This is a genomic window from Streptomyces sp. NBC_01591 (assembly GCF_035918155.1).
Lineage (GTDB): Bacteria > Actinomycetota > Actinomycetes > Streptomycetales > Streptomycetaceae > Streptomyces.
Genome location: NZ_CP109327.1, coordinates 8148285 through 8168762, shown reverse-complemented (window position 1 = coordinate 8168762; position 20478 = coordinate 8148285). Strand labels below are relative to the sequence as shown.

The following is a 20478-nucleotide window of genomic DNA, read 5'->3' as shown; positions in this document are numbered from 1 at the left end:
TGCCGTTCCCGTCAGGCTCCCGCACGGTCCGTCTTCCGACGGCGGACAAGGAACACGCCTCCACCGACGGCCGCCGTGGCGACCAGACCGGCGCCGACGCCCATCTCCTCGGGCATGGTTGCCACCGAGCCGCCCGGGCCGGGCGGGACGGTCACACTGTTCTGGCGGTGCCCGTTGTCCCCGCCCGCCGTGGCCGGAGGGGTGGCGAGCCCGACAGCGGCGACGGCGGTCGCCGCGGCAACGAGAACACGTGCAGCAGTCATCGTCCCAACCTCCAGTGGGAAGCGTCCCGGAGGCCTGTGCGCCCCGGGATGGATCGACGAGAACACCTCCCATGACGAACCCTCACCAGAGGTTCGGGCCACCGCATTTTGAGCAGGGCTGTCGGGGCGCCACCCGTTCGCCCTGCTCTGATCGCAGCCCGGCCGTCCCGCGCCTAGCGTTCCAATCGTCGCGACGAAGGGAGCATCATGGGCCGGGACAACTGGCGCGTCGAACGGACCAGGCATTCACCGTGGGGCGCTGTCGCACTGGTGGCGCTCACGGGCCTGGCCCTGATGCGCAACGGTGCGGACATCTCACCGGGTGCCCTGGAGTACGGCGACACCAACAGGGCGGAACCGCGCGTCATCGCCTGCGGTGGCGGTCTCACGAAGGCCGTCGGCCACGACGGCGACGTCGTCGTCCTCGGCGGCCACGCGCTCAGCGGCGCTGCGGCACCGTGATCCGGTAGCCGTCGTCGAGCAGTTCGGGAAGGTACCGGCGCAGGGCGGCCACACTCTGCGAACGGTCACCCCCCGCGTCGTGCGCCAGCACGACGACGCCGGGTGCGGCCCCTTCCCTGACCCGGCGGACGATGGTGCCGACACCGGGTTCGGTCCAGTCCAGGGTGTCGACGGTCCAGGCCATCGGTTCCATGCCCATGTCGGCACCGATCTCGAAGGAGTTGCGGTTCCATGCTCCGTACGGTGCCCGGTACCAGAGCGGCGGAGCACCGGTGATCTGCTCGATGACCTCGCTGGTGGGGCCGAGCTCGTCGCGGACACCGGCCCGGGAGAGTCGGGTGACCAGGGGATGGGTCCAGGAGTGGTTTCCGATGGTGTGTCCGTCGTCGGCGATGGCCCGCACCAGCTCCTGGTTGTCGTTGGCCATTTCTCCGCAGACGAAGAACATCGCGCGGACATCGTGTTCGCGCAGGGTCGCGAGGATGTGCGGGGTGTAGAGCGGGTCGGGCCCGTCGTCGAAGGTGAGCACCATGGCATGCCCGATCTCTGGCAGCTCCTCGAAGGGCCTCGTGCGGACCGGCGGCGCCGTCGGTGCGAAGTGGGGCGGGGCGGCCGCGGTCATGGGCTGGAGCCGGTAGGCGGTGGGCCCGGCCCGGACGGCCGACGAAGGTCCGGCCGCCCCGGCCGACGGCGGTGCGAATGCCCTGAGCGGTGCTCCGGCCGGATCTGCGGCGATCATGCGCACGGCGGCGGCCGCACCGAGTCCGGCGGCCAGCCGCATCAGCGTCCTGCGCCCCGGCATCCTCTGATCATTTTTCATGACCAACTGCTCGCACGGCGGTGACCTCGCCCCCGCCATCGACACCGGCCGTGCACGGTTTTGCACCCAATGGAGGTATCTCCGGCGAGGCATCCGGCAGCTCCGGACGAGGCCGTGCAGCAGCCCGCTCCGGAGCCGGCCCGGCCAGCGGATAGCCTCACTGCCGTGACAGAACCGCAGCCTCATAAGTTCGAACGTGGCACAGACGGCCCGAAAGTGATCGTCGCAGGCCTCGACGGGTCCGATTCCTCCATGCGTGCCGCGGCCTACGCTGCGGGGCTGGCCCGCCGCCAGGGCGCCATGCTCGCCCTCGTCTATGTCCAGCCGGTGCTGCCCGCGGGGGCCGCTCTCGGCGCGCCGATCGCCGATACGACCGGCGAGGTCGCGGAGGGGCTGGTGAGCGAGATCCGGGAGGCGACGCGGCGGATGAAGGACATATGGGATGTGCGCTGGGAGTTCCACACCTTCCGCGGCGACCCCTACAACGGGCTCGTGACCGCGGCGGACGAACTGAAGGCGGATGCCGTGGTCGTGGGCGCGTCGGAGTCGGCCGGACACCGGTTCATCGGCTCGGTCGCGATCCGGCTGGTGAAGGCGGGCCGTTGGCCCGTCACGGTGGTCCCGTAGGCGTCCCGGAATCCTCCGCTCCGCCGGGCGGCACGCCGTCTTCCGCACCGGCTCCGCCTGGGCCATCATGAGCGCCCGTCAGGGACAGCCGTCAGCGGAGAGGTGACTCATGGCAAGGCTCCGAGTGGGCGAGGGTGTACTGCGCCGCAAGCCGATCGAGCAGATCGACGAGAAAGGGGCTGCGGGGGAAGTCGCCACCCAGCTCACCAGATCGCTCGGACTGTGGCAGCTCACCGCCATCGGCGTGGGCGGCATCATCGGCGCGGGCATCTTCACCCTCGCCGGCACGGTGGCGAACGGCACCGCCGGCCCCGCGGTACTGCTCTCGTTCCTGATCGCGGGTGTGGCGAGCGCGGCGGCCGCGTTCAGCTACGCGGAGTTCGCGGGCCTGATCCCGAAGGCCGGCTCCGCCTACACCTACGGATACGCGGTGCTCGGCGAGCTGGTGGGCTGGTTCATCGGCTGGGACCTGCTGCTGGAGTACACGGCGATCGTGGCGGTGGTCGCGATCGGCATCTCCGGCTACTTCAGCTTCCTGCTCGGGGAGATGGGGCTCGAACTGCCGAAGTGGATGCTGGGCGCGCCCGGCACCGGGGACGGCCACCAGGTGGACCTGTTCGCCGCGCTGCTCTGTCTGCTCGTCGCGTACCTGCTGACCCTCGGCATCAAGAACGCGGCCCGCTTCGAGACGGTCGTGGTCGTCCTGAAGGTCCTGGTCGTCCTGCTGGTCATCGGCGTCGGCGTGTTCCACATCAACACCGCCAACTACAACCCGTTCTTCCCGTTCGGGGTGAGCGGGGCCTTCACCGGTGCGGCCACGGTGTTCTTCGCGGTGTTCGGGTACGACGCCATGTCGACGGCCGCCGAGGAGTCCAAGGACGCCCAGCGTCACATGCCGAAGGCGATCCTCTACTCCCTCGGTATCTCCATGGTTCTCTACGTGGCGGCGTGCCTGGTCCTGACCGGGATGCAGAGCTACGAGGACATCGATCCGGAGTCCGGTTTCTCCACTGCCTTCAAGTCGGTGGGACTCGGCGGACTCGCCGATGTGATCGCAGTGGGCGCGATCATCGGCATCCTCACGGTGATGTTCACCTTCATGCTCGGCGTGACCCGGGTGTGGTTCTCGATGAGCCGTGACGGGCTGCTGCCGAAGTGGTTCGCCAAGACCCACCCGACCCGGCACGTGCCGACCCGGGTGACCTGGATCGTCGGTGCGGCATCGGCCCTGATCGCCGGGTTCCTGCCGATCGGCGAGGCGGCCGAGCTGACGAACATCGGCATTCTGCTGGCGTTCGTCGTGGTCTGCATCGCGGTGATCGTGCTGCGCTACAAGCAGCCTGACCTGCCGCGCACGTTCCGCACCCCCGGCATGCCGTTCGTCCCGGCCCTCGGGGTGGTGTTCTCGATCTGGCTGATCACCTTCCTTCAGTGGCAGACCTGGGTGCGGTTCGTGATCTGGTTGCTGATCGGTCTGGTCATCTACTTCGGCTACTCGTACCGGAAGTCGGAGATGGCGAAGGCACCCGGAACGGGCACGGGTACGGGCTGACCGGGCGGCCGCGCGGCGGCTGCCCGGCACCCGTGCGCACACCGCACCGGCCGCCGCCCGACCGTTCACCGCACCATTCGCCGCACTGTGCGACCGCTCGTCGCACGGAACCGCCCACCGCCTGTTCCTCGGCGTCCCGATGCGTTCGTATACGCCAGTCGGCAGCGAAGCGGCAGGGACCTCGGCGGGAAGGGCGTTCACGATGACCACCACGACGACCGATGAGCGGGCCCTCGCGGATCTCCAGCGGGAGCACGGGCCGGCCCTCTTCCATTTCCTGCTCGGTCTGACTTTCGGCGACCGGCAGCGGGCCGAGGATCTCCTCCAGGAGACGCTGGTCCGGGCGTGGCAGCATCCGGAGGCCTTCGACGCCCCGTACGACTCGATGCGGCCCTGGCTCTTCACGGTCGCGCGGCGGCTCGCGATCGATGCGCGCCGGTCCAGGCAGGCCCGGCCGACCGAGGTCGGCGACGCCGTGCTGGAGACCACCCCGGCCGGTCAGGACACCGCCGAAGCCACGGTCTCGGCCCTCGACGTACGCGATGCGGTGCGCACCCTCAGTCCTGAGCACCGTGCGGTCCTCGTCCAGATGTATTTCCGCGGGCTCACCGTGGACGAGACGGCCCGGGTGCTCGGCATTCCGGCGGGCACGGTGAAGTCCCGGTCCTACTACGCGCTGCGGCAGCTCTCCCGTAACCTGCCCGGCTACTCCAGCAGGTCCTCCTCGCGCAGCAGGGCGAGCAGCGAGACGGCCTCCGCGACCTCCACGTAGTCGGCGGCGCAACGGTCGCAGGACTGCAGATGACAAGAGACCGCGCGGGTCTCCTCTGCCGTGAGCGCGTCGAGTACGTAGGCGCCGAGCACATGCCGCATGTGCGGGCCCTCCCCGGGATCGGCGGTCATCGCATCCTCGTGTCGTGAACGGATCCGGTCGTGACGGATCCTGTCCTTCTGGCCACGCGGGGCGCGCTCCCCCGGTTCAATGCTCCGTGAAGCGCGGTGCCGAACAGAGAAAGAGGCGAAACGGGATGCGCCCGGAACGTCAGGATGGAACCAGTGGGGGCGGGCTGCTGGTCCCGATGGCCTGGATGTACGCGGAGTACATCGCCGATGAACTGCTGAGGACCGGCGATCTGATGGAGCCGTCCACGCTGGAGTACCGGGCGGGGCGGGACGCCCTTGCGCTCACCGTCTTCCTCTCCGACGGCGCGGTGGCCGATGCGCTGCCCGCGGCCCGGCTGGACGAGCTGCGCCTGCTGACGGCGTACGGGGCGGAGTGGTGCGGCTGGGTCCGTGAGCGGCTGGACGCGCTCGCCGCTGCCCCCGCGTCCGGGACGGCGGGCCCGGATCCCGATCTGGCGCTGGCCCGCGCGGCCTGGCGCTGGCTGGAGGAGACCGAACTGCTCGCGGCCGACCTCGATGCGATCGGTGCGCCGCCCTGGGAAGCGGTGGGCGACGAGCCGGACGCGGAGGAGGCGGCCCAGGTGTGGACGCCGGCGTGGCAGCTGGGCCTTCCGCTGGGACATCTGGCGATCCATCTCCACTGAGCGGTAACCGGCCCGCCGGTCAGGAACCGTGCACCCCGGCACGGTACTTCGGCAGCCGTACCGTGATCTTCATCCCGGCGCCGATGCCCGTCTCGATGACGAGTCCGTAGTCGTCCCCGTACACCTGACGCAGCCGTTCGTCGACGTTGAGCAGTCCGATTCCGGTGGAGTGGCCGCCCTCGCCGCGCAGGATGTGACGCAGGCGTTCCGGGTCCATTCCGGTGCCGTTGTCCTCGATGACGACCTCGGCCTCGGAGCCGGCGTCGAAGGCGCTGATGGTGATGCGGGTCGGGGTCTCCCCCGCCCGGACGGAGCCGGGGTCCCGGGGAACGGGCACGGCACCTTCGAGGCCGTGCTTGACGGCGTTCTCGACCAGTGGCTGGAGACAGAGGAACGGCAGGGCGACGGGCAGTACTTCGGGAGCGATCTGGAGGGTGACCGCGAGCCGTTCGCCGAAGCGGGCCCGTACCAGTGCCAGGTACTGGTCGATGGAGTGGAGTTCGTCGGCGAGGGTGGTGAAGTCGCCGTGGCTGCGGAACGAGTAGCGGGTGAAGTCGGCGAACTCCAGCAGGAGTTCGCGGGCCCGCTCCGGGTCGGTGCGGACGAACGAGGCGATGGCGGCGAGTGAGTTGAAGATGAAGTGCGGGGAGATCTGGGCCCGCAGCGCTCTGATCTCGGCCTCGATGAGCTGGGTGCGGGAGCGGTCGAGTTCGGCGAGTTCCAGCTGTACGCAGACCCAGCGGGCCACCTCCCCGGCGGCTCTCGCCAGCACCGCGGACTCGCGCGGTGCGTAGGCGATCAGGGTGCCCAGTACCCGGTTGTCCACGGTGAGGGGCACGGCGACGGCCCAGCGCAGCGGGCAGTCGAGATCGTCGCAGTCGCTGCGGAAGGCGGTGTCCCGGCCGCTGGCGAGGAGGTCCCGCACCTGGTCCATGACGTGGCCGCCGTGGTGTTCGCCCTCGCCGTCCCAGACGAGCACCCGGTCGCGGTCGGTGAGGCAGAGCGCGTCGGTGCCGAGCAGGGAGCGCAGCCTGCGGGCGGATCTGCGGGCGCTCTCCTCGGTGAGCCCGGCGCGCAGCGAGGGCGCGGCGAGCGAGGCGGTGTGCAGGGTCTCGAAGGTGGCGTGCTCGACGGGGGTCCCGACGTCGCTGGTGCGGACGGGCCGGGCGGTGCGCCGGCCGAGCAGGAATCCCGCGCCGAGCAGCAGGAGCGCGAGCAGGACGAGTACGGCGTATCCGGCTCCGGTCATCGGTGTCTCCCCGAGGTCGAGAGGGCCCGGCATTGGGCAGCGCGGGTGAAGGAGCGGGGCTGGGGTGCGTGCATCGCAGGGCGGAGGATTGAGGCAACGCAGAGCGTTGGTGATTGACGACAACGCCGCGAGGTGCGCACCCCAGCCCCGCGACGCCGCGAGGCCCGCTGCCGCACCCTCACAGCGCTTCGGGGAGGTGGAAGCGGGTCATGGCGGCGTTGGTGCCGGGGGGTATCCGGCCGGGCGTGGCGAGGGAGACCAGGACCATCGCGAGGAAGCCGACGGGCACCGACCAGACGGCGGGCCAGGCGAGCAGGGCGTGCGGCCAGCCCGGTGGGCGTACCGCGCCGCTGACGGTGATGGCGACGGACAGGAACGCGGAGCCGCCGCCGAGCAGCAGTCCGGCGATGGCGCCGGGCGGGGTGAGCCGCCGCCACCAGATGCCGAGGACCAGCAGCGGGCAGAAGGAGGACGCGGAGACGGCGAACGCCATGCCCACGGAGTCGGCCACCGGCACCCGGCTGACGATCAGCGAACCGGCCAGCGGTACGCACATGGCGAGGACGGTGGCCAGCCGGAAGTGCCGCACCCCGCGCGATGGCAGCACGTCCTGGGTGATGACTCCAGCGACGGCCATGGTGAGCCCGGAGGCGGTGGACAGGAACGCGGCGAAGGCGCCGCCCGCGATGAGCGCGCCGAGCAGGTCCCCGCCGAGCCCGCCGACGATCCGGCCGGGCAGCAGCAGCACGGCGGCGTCCGCGTCCCCGCCGTGGATCAGCTCGGGGGCGTACAGCCTGCCCAGTGCGCCGTAGACCGGGGGCAGCAGGTAGAACACGCCGATGAGGGCGAGGACGGCGACCGTCGTGCGGCGGGCGTCGCGGCCGTTGGGGCTGGTGTAGAAGCGGACGACGACGTGCGGCAGGCCCATGGTGCCGAGGAAGGTCGCGACGATCAGCCCGTAGGTGGCGTACAGCGGATGGTCGGCGCGGAAGACGGAGAGCTGCTCGTCGAAGGTGACGCGGGGCCGTCCGTCGCCCTGCCAGGCGAGCACCAGGAAGATCGCGGGGACCAGGAGTGCGGTCAGTTTCAGCCAGTACTGGAACACCTGCACGAAGGTGATGGACCGCATGCCACCCGCGGCGACGGCAATGACGACGACGGCCGCCACGAGCACGTCGCCGAGCCAGCCGGGCGCCCCGGTGAGGATCTTGAGCGTCAGCCCCGCGCCCTGGAGCTGCGGTACGAGATAGAGCCAGCCCGCCGCGACCACGAAGACGCTGACCAGCCTGCGCACCTGCCGTGACTCCAGCCGCCCCTCGGCGAAGTCGGGCAGCGTGTACGCGCCCGAGCGGCGCAGCGGTGCGGCGACGAAGACCAGCAGCACCAGATAGCCCGCGGTGTAGCCGACCGGGTACCAGAGCATGTCGGGGCCGTGCACGAGCACCAGGCCGGCGATGCCGAGGAAGGAGGCGGCGGAGAGGTATTCGCCGCTGATGGCCGCGGCGTTGAGCCGGGGCCGTACGGTGCGCGAGGCGACGTAGAAGTCGGAGGTGGTGCGGGAGATGCGCAGTCCGAAACCGCCGACGAGGACGGTCGCGAGAACGACAACGGCGACCGCCGCCACCGCGTACGTACGGCTCACTGCGCGGGGCGGCCTTCCACGAGCCGGGCGAAGTCGCGTTCGTTGCGCTCGGCCCGTCGCACGTACCACCAGGCAATGAGGGTGAGCGGCGGGTAGGCGGCGAATCCGAGGACTGCCCAGACGAGCGCGGCGCTGTGCAGGGCCTCGAAGACCAGCGGCAGTGTTCCGACGATCACGGCGAGGAGGGTGAACGCGGTCAGTCCGGCGCGCAGTTGGCTGCGCATCAGCGAACGGACGTACGCGCCGCCGAGTGCGGTCTGCTCGTCGATCTCCGACTGGGTGCGGTAGCGCGGCAGCGGGCGCACCCGCCGGGGCTCCCCGGTCACCACTTCGCGCCGGGGCGTTGGCTCTGCGGACATGGGCCCGGAGTGTACGCAGCACCGGACCGCCGTGGGAAGGGCCGGATCCCGGGAGGCCCTGGTCAGCGGCCGGTCTGGCGCATCAGCAGATCACGCAGCGCACGGGTGTGGCGGCGGCTCACCGCGAGCTCGGCGGAGCCGATGCGGACGCTCATGCTGCCCGCGTCGAGGCGGAGTTCGTCGATCCGGCCCAGCGCGACGAGGTGGCGCCGGTGGATGCGCACGAAGCCGCGAGTGCGCCAGCGCTCCTCCAGGGTAGTGAGGGGAACGCGGACGAGGTGGCTGCCGGCGGCGGTGTGCAGCCGGGCGTAGTCGCCCTGGGCCTCGGCGTAGGCGATGTCGTCGATCGGAATGAACCGGATGACTCCGCCGAGCTCCACCGGGATCTGGTCGCCCGCGGTGTCGAGCACGGGTGCGGAGCGGTCGCCGACCTGTTCGGCGACGCGGCGCACCGCTTCGGCCAGCCGCTCGCGGCGTACGGGTTTGAGGACGTAGTCGACGGCCTTCAGGTCGAAGGCCTGGACGGCGAAGCCCTCGTGCGCGGTGACGAAGACGATGAGGGGAGGCGCGGCGAACCCGGCCAGCAGTTGAGCGACATCGAGACCGGTGAGGCCCGCCATGTGGATGTCCAGGAACACCACGTCGATGGCTGCCGGGTCGTCCGGCCCGGCCTCGACGGCGCTGCCGATGCGGCGCAGCGCCTCGGTGGCCCCGGTGGCCCCCTCGGCGCTGCGGATCCGGGGATCGGCGCGCAGGAGGTAGAGGAGTTCCTCCAGGGCGGGTTCTTCGTCGTCGACGGCGAGTACGCGCAGCATGGGCCGGAGTGTAGAGCGCGCGCCGGGGTACGGGGCCGGGTGATTCACCGCTTCTTCGCGTACCGGCCGGCCCGCGCACCCCGGCGGGTCATTTGAGGAGCCGGGAGAGGCGGCGGTCGGCCAGTGGCTTGCCGCCGGTCTGGCAGGTCGGACAGTACTGGAGCGAGGAGTCGCTGAACGACACCTCGCGGATGGTGCCCCCGCAGACGGGGCACGCCTCGCCGGTGCGTCCGTGGACCCGCATCCCGCTCTTCTTCTCGGCCTTGAGCTTGCCGGCCGCGAGGCCGCTGGAGCGTGCGACCGCGTCGTGGAGCGTGGTGCGCATCGCCGTGTGGAGGAGGGTGATCTGGTCGTCGGTGAGGTTCGCGGTGAGCAGGTACGGCGACATCTTCGCGACGTGCAGGATCTCGTCGCTGTAGGCGTTGCCGATGCCGGCGATCAGGGACTGGTCGCGCAGGGCACCCTTGATCCGGCGGCGTTCCCCGGCGAGCAGCGCGGCGAACGCGTCGCGGTCGAAGGATTCGTCGAGCGGGTCGGGGCCCAGCCGGGCGATGCCCGGCACCTCGGCCGGGTCGTGCACCAGATACACGGCGAGGCGTTTGGTGGTGCCGGCCTCGGTGAGGTCGAAGCCGTCGCCGCCGGTGAGCACGGTGCGCAGCGCCAGGGGCCCCTTGCCGGGGCGCGGCGGTGCGGCGGGGAAGGTGTCCTTCCAGCGCAGCCAGCCGGCCCGGGCGAGATGGGTGATCAGATGCAGGGGGCCGGCTCCGATGTCCAGGAACTTGCCGTGCCGGGCGATGCCGGTGACCGCGGCGCCGTGCAGGGCGGTCAGCGGTGGGTCGTACGTCTTGAGGACGCTCACGTTGAGCGGCAGGACGCGGTCGATCTCCTTGCCGACCAGGTGGTCGTCGAGGAAGACCCGCAGGGCTTCGACTTCCGGCAGTTCGGGCATGGTTCCAGACTGCCGGAAGCGTCGGTGGGGTGCCTCTCAGAGGCCGTAGACCCGCTCGGCCGTGGTGGCGAGGACGCCGGCCCGTTCGTCTCCGGTGAGGGCGTCGGTCAGGGTGCGGGCCGTGTCGACGACCTCCTCGTACGTCGCCGCGAGCCGGCACACGGGCCAGTCCGAGCCGAACATCAGCCGGTCGGGGCCGAAGGCGTCGAGAACGGTGTCGGCGTACGGGCGCAGGTCGCTCACCGTCCAGGAGCGCACATCGGCCTCGGTGACCAGGCCGGAGAGTTTGCACACGGTGTTGGGACGGGCGGCCAGCGCCCTGACGTCGTCGGCCCAGGGCCGCAGCTCACCGGTGGCGACGGGTGGCTTGCCGGCGTGGTCGAGCACGAAGGTCAGCTCGGGCAGCAGTGCCGCCGCCTGGACGGTGGCGGGCAGTTGGCGGGCCTGGACGACGAGGTCGTAGACGAGCCCGGCGTCGGCGACTGCGCGCAGTCCGCGCCGGACGTCGGGGCGCAGCAGCCAGGCGGGGTCGGGTTCGCCCTGGACCTGGTGGCGGACTCCGACGAGCCGGTCGCCGCCGGGGAGTTCACGCAGCGCGGCCAGTGTGCCGGCGACGTCCGGCGCCGTGAGGTCGCACCAGCCGACGACGCCCGCGACGAGGTCGCTGTCATGGGCGAGGGCCAGGAACTCCGGGGTCTCCTCCGCAACGGTGACGGTCTGGACGAGGACGGTGGCGTACACCCCGGCGGCGCGCGCCTCGGGCTCCAGATCGGCCAGGGTGAAGTCGCGCCGGAGCGGGGCGAGTTCGTCGCCGGTGATCCAGTCCTGGTCGCGTACCGACAGGTCCCAGACATGGTGGTGGGCGTCGACGATCCGTTCCTGACCAGTCATGTCACAGCTCCCAGGCGACCGGGAGCCCGGCTTCGGCGCCATCGGCCGAGTAGTCGTGCGCCACGTCGAGCAGGTCGTCCATCCTGGCCTGCCAGGCCACGTTGACGGGGAGCTGCTCCAGCTCGGCGAGGAGTGCGGCGTAGTCCTCGCAGTCGATGACGTGGAAGAGGTCGGTGCCGCTGCGCCAGATCGTCCAGGACGTGGCGCCCGCCGCGCGGATCGCGGCGGTGAGCTCCGCCGGGACTTCGCGGTGCGCAGCCTCGTACTCCTCGATGCGGTCGGCGCGGACCTTGGTGTGCAGGGCGATTCTCATGTCAGTGTCCGTTCTCGGTCAGCAGGCCCTCGGCGCGCAGCTCGTCCCAGAGCTCGTCCGGGATCTCGTGGCGGAGCAGGGCGGCGGCGTCGCGCACCTCGTCCGGGGAGCGGGTGCCCACGAGCACTCCGGCGACGGCCGGGTGGGCGAGCGGGTAATGGAGGGCGGCGGCCCGCAGCGGGACGCCGTGGCCCTCCGTGACGGCCTTGATGCGCAGGGCCCGGTCCAGGAGGGAGAGGGGCGCGGCGGTGTAGTCGTACGTGGCGCCGGGGTGCGGGTCGGCGAGCAGCCCGGAGTTGAAGACCCCTCCGACGACCACGCTGCGGCCGCGGGCGGCCGCCTCGGGCAGCAGCTCGTCGAGCGCGGACTGGTCGAGGAGGGTGTAGCGCCCGGCGCAGAGCACCACGTCGACATCGGTGTCGCGCAGGAACCGGGTCAGCATCGCGGTCTGGTTCATCCCGGCGCCGATGGCTCCTACGACACCCTGCGCGCGCAGCTTCTCCAGTGCCGGGTAGGCCTCGTGGAACGCGGCCTCCGCGTGGTCGTCCGGGTCGTGCAGATAGGCGATGTCGATGCGGTCGAGGCCCAGCCGTTCCAGGCTGTCCTCGATGCTGCGGCGTACGCCGTCGGCGCTGAAGTCCCAGCGGCGGCGGTGGGTGGCGGGTACGGCGAAGCCCTCGGAGAGGCCGTCGGGGCCGCCACCGGCGGCGACGGCGTCGGCGGGCAGCGGGTCGAGCAGCCGTCCCACCTTCGTGGAGAGCACGTACGAGTCGCGGGGCCGGTCGCGCAGGGCCTCGCCCAGCCGTCGTTCGGAGAGGCCGAGTCCGTAGTGCGGAGCAGTGTCGAAGTAGCGGATGCCCTCGTCCCAGGCGGCGTCGACCGCGGCGGTCGCCCGCGCCGGTTCGACGGCGGTGAAGAGATTGCCGATGGCGGCCGCCCCGAAGGACAGCTCGGTGACCTCGACCGCGCTGCTTCCCAGCCTGTTGCGCCGCATGCTTCCGCCGCCCTCTCCGGTGATCGCTTCCTGCACACAGCGAATATTCATCGGATCACTTGGGCGCGTCAACACCTCAGGCACCACTGACTGTGGCACTTTCCGGGATATCTGTCCGACCTATGCCCGATCGGGGCGGCGTTCGCTCAGTGCGCCGGCAGTAAGCGTGAGCAGCTCCGCCACCTCGTCGTCGGCGCAGCGCGCCAGCCGCTCCAGATCGGGCAGCGCCTTGCCGTCGGCCACCAGCCCGACCCGCACCCGGCCGCCGTACGCGGACAGTGCGATGGCGAGGGACTGGCCGCGGGCCAGCGGCGCCATCGGGTAGACGGCGCGCAGCGGGCAGCCGCCGAGCGAGAGAGCCGAGCGCGGCAGGGGCACGCTGGTGACCAGGACGTCGAAGAGCATCCTGGCCGCATTCCCGGCGAGCGGCGCGCCGAAGCGGTGGGCCAGCGACGGCAGTTGGTCGGCGAGTACGGCGACCGCACCGGCGCCGCGCAGGGGGCCCGCGGACTTGTTGCGGTCCATGGCGGTGCGGACGATGCCGAGCCGCTGCCACGGATCGGGTTCGCCGACCGGGAGCCCGAGCAGATAGGCGGAGAGCCTGTTCCCGGTCGCCGCGGCCTGACCCGGCCTGCGGCGGGAGACCGGCACCAGGGCCCGCGGGTCCTCGTCGGGCAGCGGTTCACCACGCTCCTGCATCCAGCGGCGCAGCGCTCCGGCGACGATCGCGAGCAGGACGTCGTTGGTCGTGCCGCCCGCGGCTCGGCGGATCCGCTGGACGGCTTCGAGGTCCAGGTCCGCGGTGGCCAGCCGCCGGGTGCCGCTGGAGCTCGCGGTGAGCGCGGGCGCGCCGCGCGGATCGAGGCGGCTGGCCCGCACCATGGAGGCACCGACGCCGAACGCCCGCCCGAGATCCTCGATCCGCCCGAGCGCCAGGCCGGCCACCTGGCGCGGGCCAGGCATCCACGAGCGGGGCGGGACGGTACGCGCCCGACGGGTGGGGACCCCGACGCGGGCGCGGCCGGCGGCGATCTCGTCGAAGATCCCTGCGCCGATGGCGACCGCGCGCATTCCGTCGGCCAGCGCGTGGTGGAGTTTGACGAGCACCGCGAAGGGACCGCCGGCGGCGCCGCCGATCACGTACATCTGCCAGGGCGGCAGCCCCCGTTCGAGCGGCCGTTCCATCAGTTCACCGGCGAGCCGGGTGGCGCCCGCCATGAATCCGCCGTCCTCGTCCCGCGACTCCGCCTCGGTCAGCCGCACCCGCTCGATGTGCCGGTGGACGTCGAAGTCCTTGTCCACGAACCAGGCCGCACCGCCGACGGGCAGCAGTACGTCCCTGACCCGCATCCGCAGCCGGGGGATGGCGGCGGCGCGGGTGCCCAGCAGTTCGAGCACGGTCTCCGCGTCGGCACCGTGCACCGGGTCGGGGGCAGGGGAGAAGACGGCGAGCGCGCCGAGGTGCATCGGATGGGCATCGGATTCGAGGTGCCAGAAGGCCAGATCGAGGGGTGCCAGCAGCTCAGTTCCCAACGGATCCTCATGTCGTCGAAGACAAGGACTGACGGAGTCAAAAAAGACTGACGATTCGCAGTCAATCGCTCGCGGTCGGTTACGGTCAAGTACTGACATGTTACGTTCTGTTACTGTCGAGTAGGTAGACGTGTTTCTGTCACTCGTGTGCCGGGATGACGAATTCGCACCAGACGCACTTGCCGCTGCCCCGGGACTCCACGCCCCACAGGTCCGCCAGCCGGTCCACCAGCATCAACCCCCGCCCGGACACCCCGGCCTCCCCCGCGTCCCGGCGCCGGGGCAGCGCGCTGGAGCGGTCCTCGACGTCGACCCGCAGGCGCCGCTCGGGTCCGGTGAGCACGCGGATCGTGACGATGGCCCCGCCGTCGGTGTGCATGAGCGCGTTGGTGATCAGCTCGTCGGCGGCCAGCTCGACCTCGTCGGCCCGCGCCTTGGCGCCCCAGGCCCGTACCGCCGCCCGGATCATGTGCCGCGCGGAGCTCAGCGCCTCCGGGTCGCTCTGCGCGACATGCTGCTGGAGCCGGCCGCCCGGCTGGGGCGCGTGAGCGACCTTGCGGCGCAGCAGCAGGACCGCGACATCGTCCTCGCCACCGCGCTCGTCGACCTCCTCGCAGAGCCGGTCGGCCAGCCGCTGGAGGTCCTGCGGGCCGTTGCGCACCATGGCGGCCAGCAGCTGCATGCCCTCGTCGAGATCTGCGCCCGGCAGCTCCACGAGACCGTCGGTGAACAGCACCAGGGTCTGGCCGGGGTCCAGCTCGACGGTGCTGACCGGGTACTCGAGCCGCCCGAACTCGGCCGAGAGCCCCAGCGGCAGCCCGCCCTCCGCGGGAAGCCTGCTGCAGCTGCCGTCGCTCCCGCGCACCAGCGGATCGACGTGGCCGGCCCGGACCAGCTGCACCACTCCGGTCGTCAGGTCCACCTCGGCGTAGGTGCAGGTCGCGAAGCGCTCCGTGTCCAGCTCGTGCAGGAAGACGGAGGCCCGTGCCATCACCGTGGCGGGGCTGTGCCCCTCGGCCGCGTAAGCGCGCAGCACGATGCGCAGCTGCCCCATGACGGCCGCCGCGTGGGTGTCGTGGCCCTGCACGTCCCCGATGACGGCCCCGACCCGGCCGCCGGGCAGCGGAATGACGTCGTACCAGTCGCCCCCGATGTCCCGGCCCAGCCGGGCCGAGCGGTACCGGACGGCGACCTGCGCCCCCGGCACCTCCGGGATCCTGCGCGGCAGCATGGCCTGCTGGAGGCCCTCGGCGAGGTCGTGCTCCTGCTCGTACAGCATGGCCCGCTGGAGGCTCTGCGCGATGGAGCTGCCGAGCGCGACCAGCAGATTGCGTTCGTCGCCGGTGAAGCCGTCCTTGTCGCTGTAGAGCAGGCCGAGCGCGCCGATGGGCCGGGCCTGGGCGATCAGCGGCAGATAGGCGGCCGAGGTGATGCCGAGGTGGCTGATGTGGGGCCACAGAATCGGGTACGAGGTGGCGAAGTCCGTGGCGGATTCGATGAATCGGGGCGTGAGCGTGCGTACGACCTCACTCATCGGGTACTGCTCGTCCGTCCGGGTGTACCGGGTGCCGGGCACGAACGAGTCCTCCGGGCCGTCGGCCACCAGATGGATGCGTCCGGCCTCTATCAGCCCCATCACCAGGCTGGTGGCCCCGAGGTGTGCCAGGCCCTGGGAGTTCTTCAGCACCTCGATGACGTCCCCGACGGTGCGGGCGTGGGCCAGTGCGGCCGTGGTGCCGTCCACCAGGCTGGTGCGGCGGCGCCGCTCCAGGTCCAGCTCGCGGCGGGCGGTGGAGTCGGCCAGCTCCTGGGTCGCGTCGCGGACGATGCCGATGATGCGGTGGGGGCGGCCGGTCGTGTCCCGCCGGATGAAGCCCTGGGTATGGGTCCAGCGGAGGCTGCCGTCGCGCCGCTTGATCCTGAAGTACGCCCCGTAATTGCTCCGCCCGCTCTTGAGCGCCTGCGCGACCATGGCGTCGAGCCGTACGCCCTCGTCCGGCGGCACCCGGCGCCCGAGCGACTCCGGCCGGTCGTCGTACTCCTCCGCCCGCAGGTCGAACACGTCGAGCGCGGGCCGGTCCATGTGCATGAGGCCGCTGTCGAGGTCCCAGTCGAAGCTGCCCATACGGTTCAGGGCCAGGCTGAGATCCGGGTGGGCGGGCCAGTCGTCCGGGAGTGACAGGGCACCCGCTACCCGATCATCCATGTGGGTCACTCTGCCATTATTTGTCCGATTCTTCGAGCGATCCTCGCGCGGCTGGGCGAATCCCGCGCTCGCGCCACCCGAGTGCACTTCAAGCCATTTCGGGCACCGGACGAAGGGACCGGATGTCTCGTAGGGCGAACCGCCCCGAGGCTGTGGGCCGGCAACGGATACGGTGTTCCATGGAGCACGGTAAGCCCAGCCTTACCTTTACCCTGAGCTGCACTGCCCGCATCAGCACGTTCTAAGGACCAGCACCTGATGACCCGCCCCGTCCGCGTCGCCATAGTCGGAGCCGGCCCCGCCGGCATCTACGCTGCGGACGCGCTCCTGAAATCCGAGGCCGCCCAGGACCCGGGGGTTTCGATCGACCTGTTCGAGCGGATGCCCGCCCCCTTCGGCCTGATCCGTTACGGAGTGGCCCCGGACCACCCACGGATCAAGGGCATCGTCCAGGCACTCCACCAGGTTCTCGACAAGCCGCAGCTGCGCCTGTTCGGCAACGTCGACTACCCCAACGACATCGACCTGGACGATCTGCGGTCCTTCTACGACGCCGTGGTCTTCTCCACCGGCGCCGACGCGGACCGCGCGCTGGACATCCCCGGCGGCGCCCTGGACGGCTCCCACGGCGCCGCCGACTTCGTCTCCTGGTACGACGGCCACCCCGATGTGGCACGCACCTGGCCGCTGGAGGCGGAGAAGGTCGCCGTCCTCGGCGTGGGCAATGTGGCCCTGGACGTGGCGCGCATCCTCGCCAAGACCGCGGACGAGCTGCTGCCGACCGAGATCCCCGCGAACGTCCACGAGGGCCTCAAGGCCAACAAGGCCCTTGAGGTGCACGTCTTCGGACGCCGCGGTCCCGCGCAGGCCAAGTTCAGCCCGATGGAGCTGCGGGAGCTGGACCACTCGCCGAACATCGAGGTCATCGTCAACCCCGAGGACATCGAGTACGACGCGGGTTCGATCGAGACCCGGCGCGGCAACAAGCAGGCCAACATGGTCGCCTCCACGCTGGAGAACTGGGCCATCCGCGACATCGGCGACCGGCCGCACAAGCTGTTCCTGCACTTCTTCGAGTCCCCGGTGGAGATCCTCGGCGAGGACGGCCGGGTCGTCGGCCTGCGCACCGAGCGGACCGAGCTGGACGGCACCGGCAACGTCAAGGGCACCGGGAACTTCACCGACTGGGACGTGCAGAGCGTCTACCGCGCGGTCGGCTACTACTCGCAGGAGCTCCCGAAGCTCCCGTTCGACGTGGTCTCCGGCACCGTCCCGCACGCCGCGGGACGGGTCGTCGACGGCGGGGAGCACATGCCCTCGGTGTACGTCACGGGCTGGATCAAGCGCGGCCCGATCGGCCTGATCGGCCACACCAAGGGCGACGCCAACGAGACCGTGGCCTGCCTGCTGGAGGACCGGGCCGCGGGACGGCTGCCCGCCCCGGTCCGGCCCGAGCCGGAGGCCGTCACCGCCTTCCTGGAGGAGCGCGGCGTCCGTTACACCACCCGCGAGGGCTGGTACCGCCTGGACGCGCACGAGAAGGCCCTGGGCGCGGAGCAGGACCGCGAGCGGATCAAGGTCGTGGAGCGCGAGGCCATGCTGGACGCCTCCGAGCCCCGTTCCTGACCGTACGGCGTACCGACCGGCCGCCACCACGGCCGGCCGTAGGGGCAGCTCCGTCCACCTCGGCGGAGCTGCCCGGTCCGCGGTCGCCCGGCGCCTCAGCGGCCCTGCAGCGCCTTGACGTTGTCCCCGAAGGTCCATCCCTTCGAGCCGTCCCAGTTGAGCGACCAGGTCATCAGGCCCTTGAGGGCGTTGCCGTAGTGGTTCCAGGCCTGCGACACCTGACCCGGTGACATGTGACCGCCACCCGCGCCCGGCTGGGCGGGCAGCCCCGGAACCTGCTTGTCGTACGGGACCTTGATCGTGGTGCCCTGGATGACGAGCCCCTTGTCCAGGCAGTCGGTCTGGGCCGCGAACCCCTCGACCGTGCCCGCGGAGTACGAATCACCGGCGCATCCGTACATGCTGCCGTTGTAGTACTGCATGTTGAGCCACCACAGGCGCCCGTTGTCCGCGTACTTCTTCACGATGGGCAGGTACGCACCCCAGATCGAGCCGTAGGTGACGCTCCCGCCGGTGACATAGGCCGTCTCCGGCGCCATCGTCAGGCCGAAGTTCGAGGGCATCTGCGCGAGCACGCCGTCGATGATGCGGATGAGGTTGGTCTGCGAGGCCGACAGCTGGTTGATGTTGCCGCTGCCGGTCAGACCGGTCTCGATGTCGATGTCGATGCCGTCGAAGTTGTACTTCTTGAGGATCGGCACGATCGTCTCGACGAACCGGTCGGCGACGGCGCTGGAGTTGAGATCGATGCCGGCGGCCGCGCCGCCGATCGACATCAGGGTGGTGAGCCCGGACTCCTTCGCCCGGCACATCTCGGCCGGGGTCGGGACCTTCACGGTGGAGTCCATCCCGTCCTCCCACAGAACGGTGCCGTCCGAGAGGATGACCGGGAAGGCCGCGTTGATCACGTTGTAGCCGTGCTGCGGGATGCGGCTGTCGGTGACCGGGATCCAGCCGAGCGGCGGGTGCACACCGTTCGAAGCGCCGTCCCAGTTCTCCCAGTACCCCTGGAGCACCTTTCCGGAGGGCTTCGACTTGACCGCGCAGGTCTCCTCCTGCGCGGCGCTCGGCGTTGCACCCACCAGCAGCTGTACGACACATGCCGCCGCGAGGCCGACCCCCAGCAGGCGCGATGTCCGACCGAACATGCTCAGTTCCCTTCCTGTCGCGGCCGGGCGCCGCCGGGGCGATGCTGCTGCCCGAGGCGGCCCGGCGCGGGGCGAGTTGGCGCGTGAATGGCATGCCCCTGACAATCCCGGAATGCGGTCTCACATTTCACGGCTCGCCACACGCTAGGGAGGCCCGAACCTTCCGTCAATAGGTCTGGACCAAAGTGGCGACCAGCCGAGCCCCCGGCATCGACACCGAACCGGTGCAGGACGAGACCGAAAGCGTTTTCCAGGGGGGCCGGTTGTCGCCACACAAAGGCTTAGCTTAGGCTTGCCTAACTCCTTGCGATCTGCATCGGGGGAAGCCCGTCGTACCCCCGTACGGCCGCTCCTTCGGCATGCCCTCACGCGGTCTCGGGGACCTGCTGCTCCATCCGTTCAAACATGAGGAACATCCATGTCCCGGTTCACCCGCGCGCGTCGCCGGACGCTCGCCGCAACTGCCGCCGCCGCAGCCCTCGTTCTCGCCCTCGGTGGCTGCTCGTCGAGCGACGACGGCAAGGAGACCTCCGGCGCATCCGGGAAGAGCAGCGGCGCGTTCCCCGTCTCCATCAAGAGCGCGCTCGGCACCGCGGAGATCAAGGAGCAGCCCGAACGGGTCGTCACCCTCGGCCAGGGCTCCGCCGAGACCGCCATCGCGCTCGGCAACACCCCGGTGGGCATCGAGAAGTACGAGTGGGGAAGCGACAAGACGGGCTATCTGCCCTGGATCCACGAAGCGGTGAAGAAATCCGGCGACAAGCTGCCGACCCAGTTCACGGGCGGTGAGGACATCGACTTCGAGGCCATCACCGAGCTGGAGCCGGACGTCATCCTCGCGCCGTGGTCCGGGATCACGCAGAAGGACTACGACATCCTCAAGGACATCGCCCCCACCGTCGCCTATCCCGACCTGCCGTGGAGCACGGACTGGGACCAGCAGATCGAGATCATCGCCAAGGCGCTGGGACAGCCGGACGAGGCGAAGACCCTCACCTCGAAGATCGAGAAGCAGCTGTCCGACGCGGCGGCGACCCGGCCGGAGTACAAGAAGCACACGTTCTCGTACATCTACAACACCGGCCCCGGCACCCTCGGTGTGTTCAAGCCGAATGAGCAGCGCGTCAAGATGGTCTCCTCGCTCGGTCTCAAGGTCGACCCGGTGGTGAACAGCTTCAAGGAGACCAAGGGCACCGACTCGGCGCTCATCGGCCTGGAGAACGCCGAGAAGCTGAAGGACAGCGACCTGGTCTTCACCTTCTACATGGACGACAAGACCCGCAAGGAGATCGAGGCGCAGCCGCTGTACGCGGCGATCCCCGCGGTCAAGAGCGGCGCCGTGGTGGCCGGCAAGGACAACTCCTTCGTCACGGCCTCCTCGATCATCAACCCGCTCACCGTGCCGTGGGTGATCGACCGTTACCTGCCGCTGATCGACAAGGCCGTCGAGTCCGCCGACAAGGGCTGAGGCGGACCACCACC

Annotated in this window: 20 protein-coding genes and 1 pseudogene; 7 read left to right on the top strand and 14 right to left on the bottom strand. The window is 70.7% G+C overall.

The genetic code is table 11. From position 1 onward, the window contains the following. Positions 1-11: 11 nt before the first annotated feature. Positions 12-263, bottom strand: a complete 252-nt coding sequence (locus OG978_RS37840; RefSeq protein ID WP_326769544.1) for a hypothetical protein — start codon at positions 261-263, stop codon at positions 12-14. 207 nt (positions 264-470) lie between these two features. On the opposite strand from OG978_RS37840, the pseudogene OG978_RS48495 reads away from it, so the two are divergent. Then, positions 471-572 (top strand): annotated as a pseudogene (locus OG978_RS48495) (class F sortase); the annotation flags it as partial. Between the two features lie 130 nt (positions 573-702). On the opposite strand, the gene OG978_RS37830 reads toward OG978_RS48495, so the two are convergent. Further along, entirely contained in the window at positions 703-1545 is an 843-nt protein-coding gene (locus OG978_RS37830) for a polysaccharide deacetylase family protein (protein WP_326769542.1), read from the bottom strand. A 165-nt stretch (positions 1546-1710) separates the two neighbouring features. Here OG978_RS37830 and OG978_RS37825 point away from each other — a divergent pair, with 165 nt between their 5' ends. The 3 genes from OG978_RS37825 to OG978_RS37815 all read left to right on the top strand — a co-directional run bounded on the left by OG978_RS37825 (position 1711) and on the right by OG978_RS37815 (position 4496). Then, positions 1711-2172: a universal stress protein gene (locus tag OG978_RS37825; protein ID WP_259929010.1), complete on the top strand. Its 462-nt coding sequence runs from the start codon at positions 1711-1713 to the stop codon at positions 2170-2172. A gap of 109 nt (positions 2173-2281) precedes the next feature. Further along, positions 2282-3724 carry an amino acid permease gene (locus tag OG978_RS37820; protein ID WP_326769541.1) on the top strand — a complete coding sequence of 481 codons (1443 nt, stop codon included), beginning with the start codon at positions 2282-2284 and terminating at the stop codon, positions 3722-3724. 202 nt (positions 3725-3926) lie between these two features. After that, entirely contained in the window at positions 3927-4496 is a 570-nt protein-coding gene (locus tag OG978_RS37815) for a sigma-70 family RNA polymerase sigma factor (RefSeq protein WP_326769540.1), read from the top strand. Here OG978_RS37815 and OG978_RS37810 read toward each other — a convergent pair. Further along, the gene (locus tag OG978_RS37810; protein WP_326769539.1) at positions 4430-4627 is read right to left on the bottom strand and encodes a zf-HC2 domain-containing protein; all 198 of its coding nucleotides are present in this window, start codon (positions 4625-4627) and stop codon (positions 4430-4432) included. The genes OG978_RS37815 and OG978_RS37810 overlap by 67 nt on opposite strands. Before the next feature lie 125 nt (positions 4628-4752). On the opposite strand from OG978_RS37810, the gene OG978_RS37805 reads away from it, so the two are divergent. After that, a complete protein-coding gene (locus OG978_RS37805; RefSeq protein WP_326769538.1) occupies positions 4753-5271 on the top strand; it encodes a hypothetical protein in 519 nt (172 codons plus the stop codon). A gap of 19 nt (positions 5272-5290) precedes the next feature. Here OG978_RS37805 and OG978_RS37800 read toward each other — a convergent pair whose 3' ends face one another. The 10 genes from OG978_RS37800 to OG978_RS37755 form a co-directional block, all read right to left on the bottom strand. After that, the gene (locus OG978_RS37800; protein WP_326769537.1) at positions 5291-6520 is read right to left on the bottom strand and encodes a sensor histidine kinase; all 1230 of its coding nucleotides are present in this window, start codon (positions 6518-6520) and stop codon (positions 5291-5293) included. 178 nt (positions 6521-6698) lie between these two features. Then, entirely contained in the window at positions 6699-8162 is a 1464-nt protein-coding gene (locus OG978_RS37795) for a sodium/solute symporter (RefSeq protein WP_326769536.1), read from the bottom strand. Then, the gene (locus tag OG978_RS37790) at positions 8159-8521 is read right to left on the bottom strand and encodes a hypothetical protein (RefSeq protein ID WP_326769535.1); all 363 of its coding nucleotides are present in this window, start codon (positions 8519-8521) and stop codon (positions 8159-8161) included. The genes OG978_RS37795 and OG978_RS37790 overlap by 4 nt, the downstream gene beginning before the upstream one ends. Before the next feature lie 62 nt (positions 8522-8583). After that, entirely contained in the window at positions 8584-9336 is a 753-nt protein-coding gene (locus OG978_RS37785; protein ID WP_326769534.1) for a LytR/AlgR family response regulator transcription factor, read from the bottom strand. Between the two features lie 88 nt (positions 9337-9424). Beyond that, a complete protein-coding gene (locus OG978_RS37780; RefSeq protein WP_326769533.1) occupies positions 9425-10285 on the bottom strand; it encodes an Fpg/Nei family DNA glycosylase in 861 nt (286 codons plus the stop codon). 36 nt (positions 10286-10321) lie between these two features. After that, positions 10322-11176, bottom strand: a complete 855-nt coding sequence (locus tag OG978_RS37775) for an amidohydrolase family protein (RefSeq protein ID WP_326769532.1) — start codon at positions 11174-11176, stop codon at positions 10322-10324. 1 nt (position 11177) lies between these two features. Further along, on the bottom strand, positions 11178-11489 hold the full coding sequence (locus tag OG978_RS37770) for an L-rhamnose mutarotase (protein WP_326769531.1): 312 nt from the start codon (positions 11487-11489) through the stop codon (positions 11178-11180). 1 nt (position 11490) lies between these two features. After that, entirely contained in the window at positions 11491-12483 is a 993-nt protein-coding gene (locus OG978_RS37765) for an aldo/keto reductase (protein WP_326770278.1), read from the bottom strand. Between the two features lie 120 nt (positions 12484-12603). After that, positions 12604-14016 carry a wax ester/triacylglycerol synthase family O-acyltransferase gene (locus tag OG978_RS37760; protein WP_326769530.1) on the bottom strand — a complete coding sequence of 471 codons (1413 nt, stop codon included), beginning with the start codon at positions 14014-14016 and terminating at the stop codon, positions 12604-12606. Positions 14017-14155: 139 nt separating this feature from the next. Next, positions 14156-16222 carry a SpoIIE family protein phosphatase gene (locus tag OG978_RS37755; protein WP_326769529.1) on the bottom strand — a complete coding sequence of 689 codons (2067 nt, stop codon included), beginning with the start codon at positions 16220-16222 and terminating at the stop codon, positions 14156-14158. Between the two features lie 258 nt (positions 16223-16480). On the opposite strand from OG978_RS37755, the gene OG978_RS37750 reads away from it, so the two are divergent. Then, entirely contained in the window at positions 16481-17848 is a 1368-nt protein-coding gene (locus tag OG978_RS37750) for an FAD-dependent oxidoreductase (RefSeq protein ID WP_326769528.1), read from the top strand. A gap of 95 nt (positions 17849-17943) precedes the next feature. On the opposite strand, the gene OG978_RS37745 is transcribed toward OG978_RS37750, so the two are convergent. Beyond that, on the bottom strand, positions 17944-18996 hold the full coding sequence (locus OG978_RS37745; RefSeq protein WP_326769527.1) for a chitinase: 1053 nt from the start codon (positions 18994-18996) through the stop codon (positions 17944-17946). Positions 18997-19414: 418 nt separating this feature from the next. Between OG978_RS37745 and OG978_RS37740 the strand changes: the two genes are divergently transcribed. Next, a complete protein-coding gene (locus tag OG978_RS37740; protein ID WP_326769526.1) occupies positions 19415-20464 on the top strand; it encodes an iron-siderophore ABC transporter substrate-binding protein in 1050 nt (349 codons plus the stop codon). Positions 20465-20478: the final 14 nt, after the last annotated feature.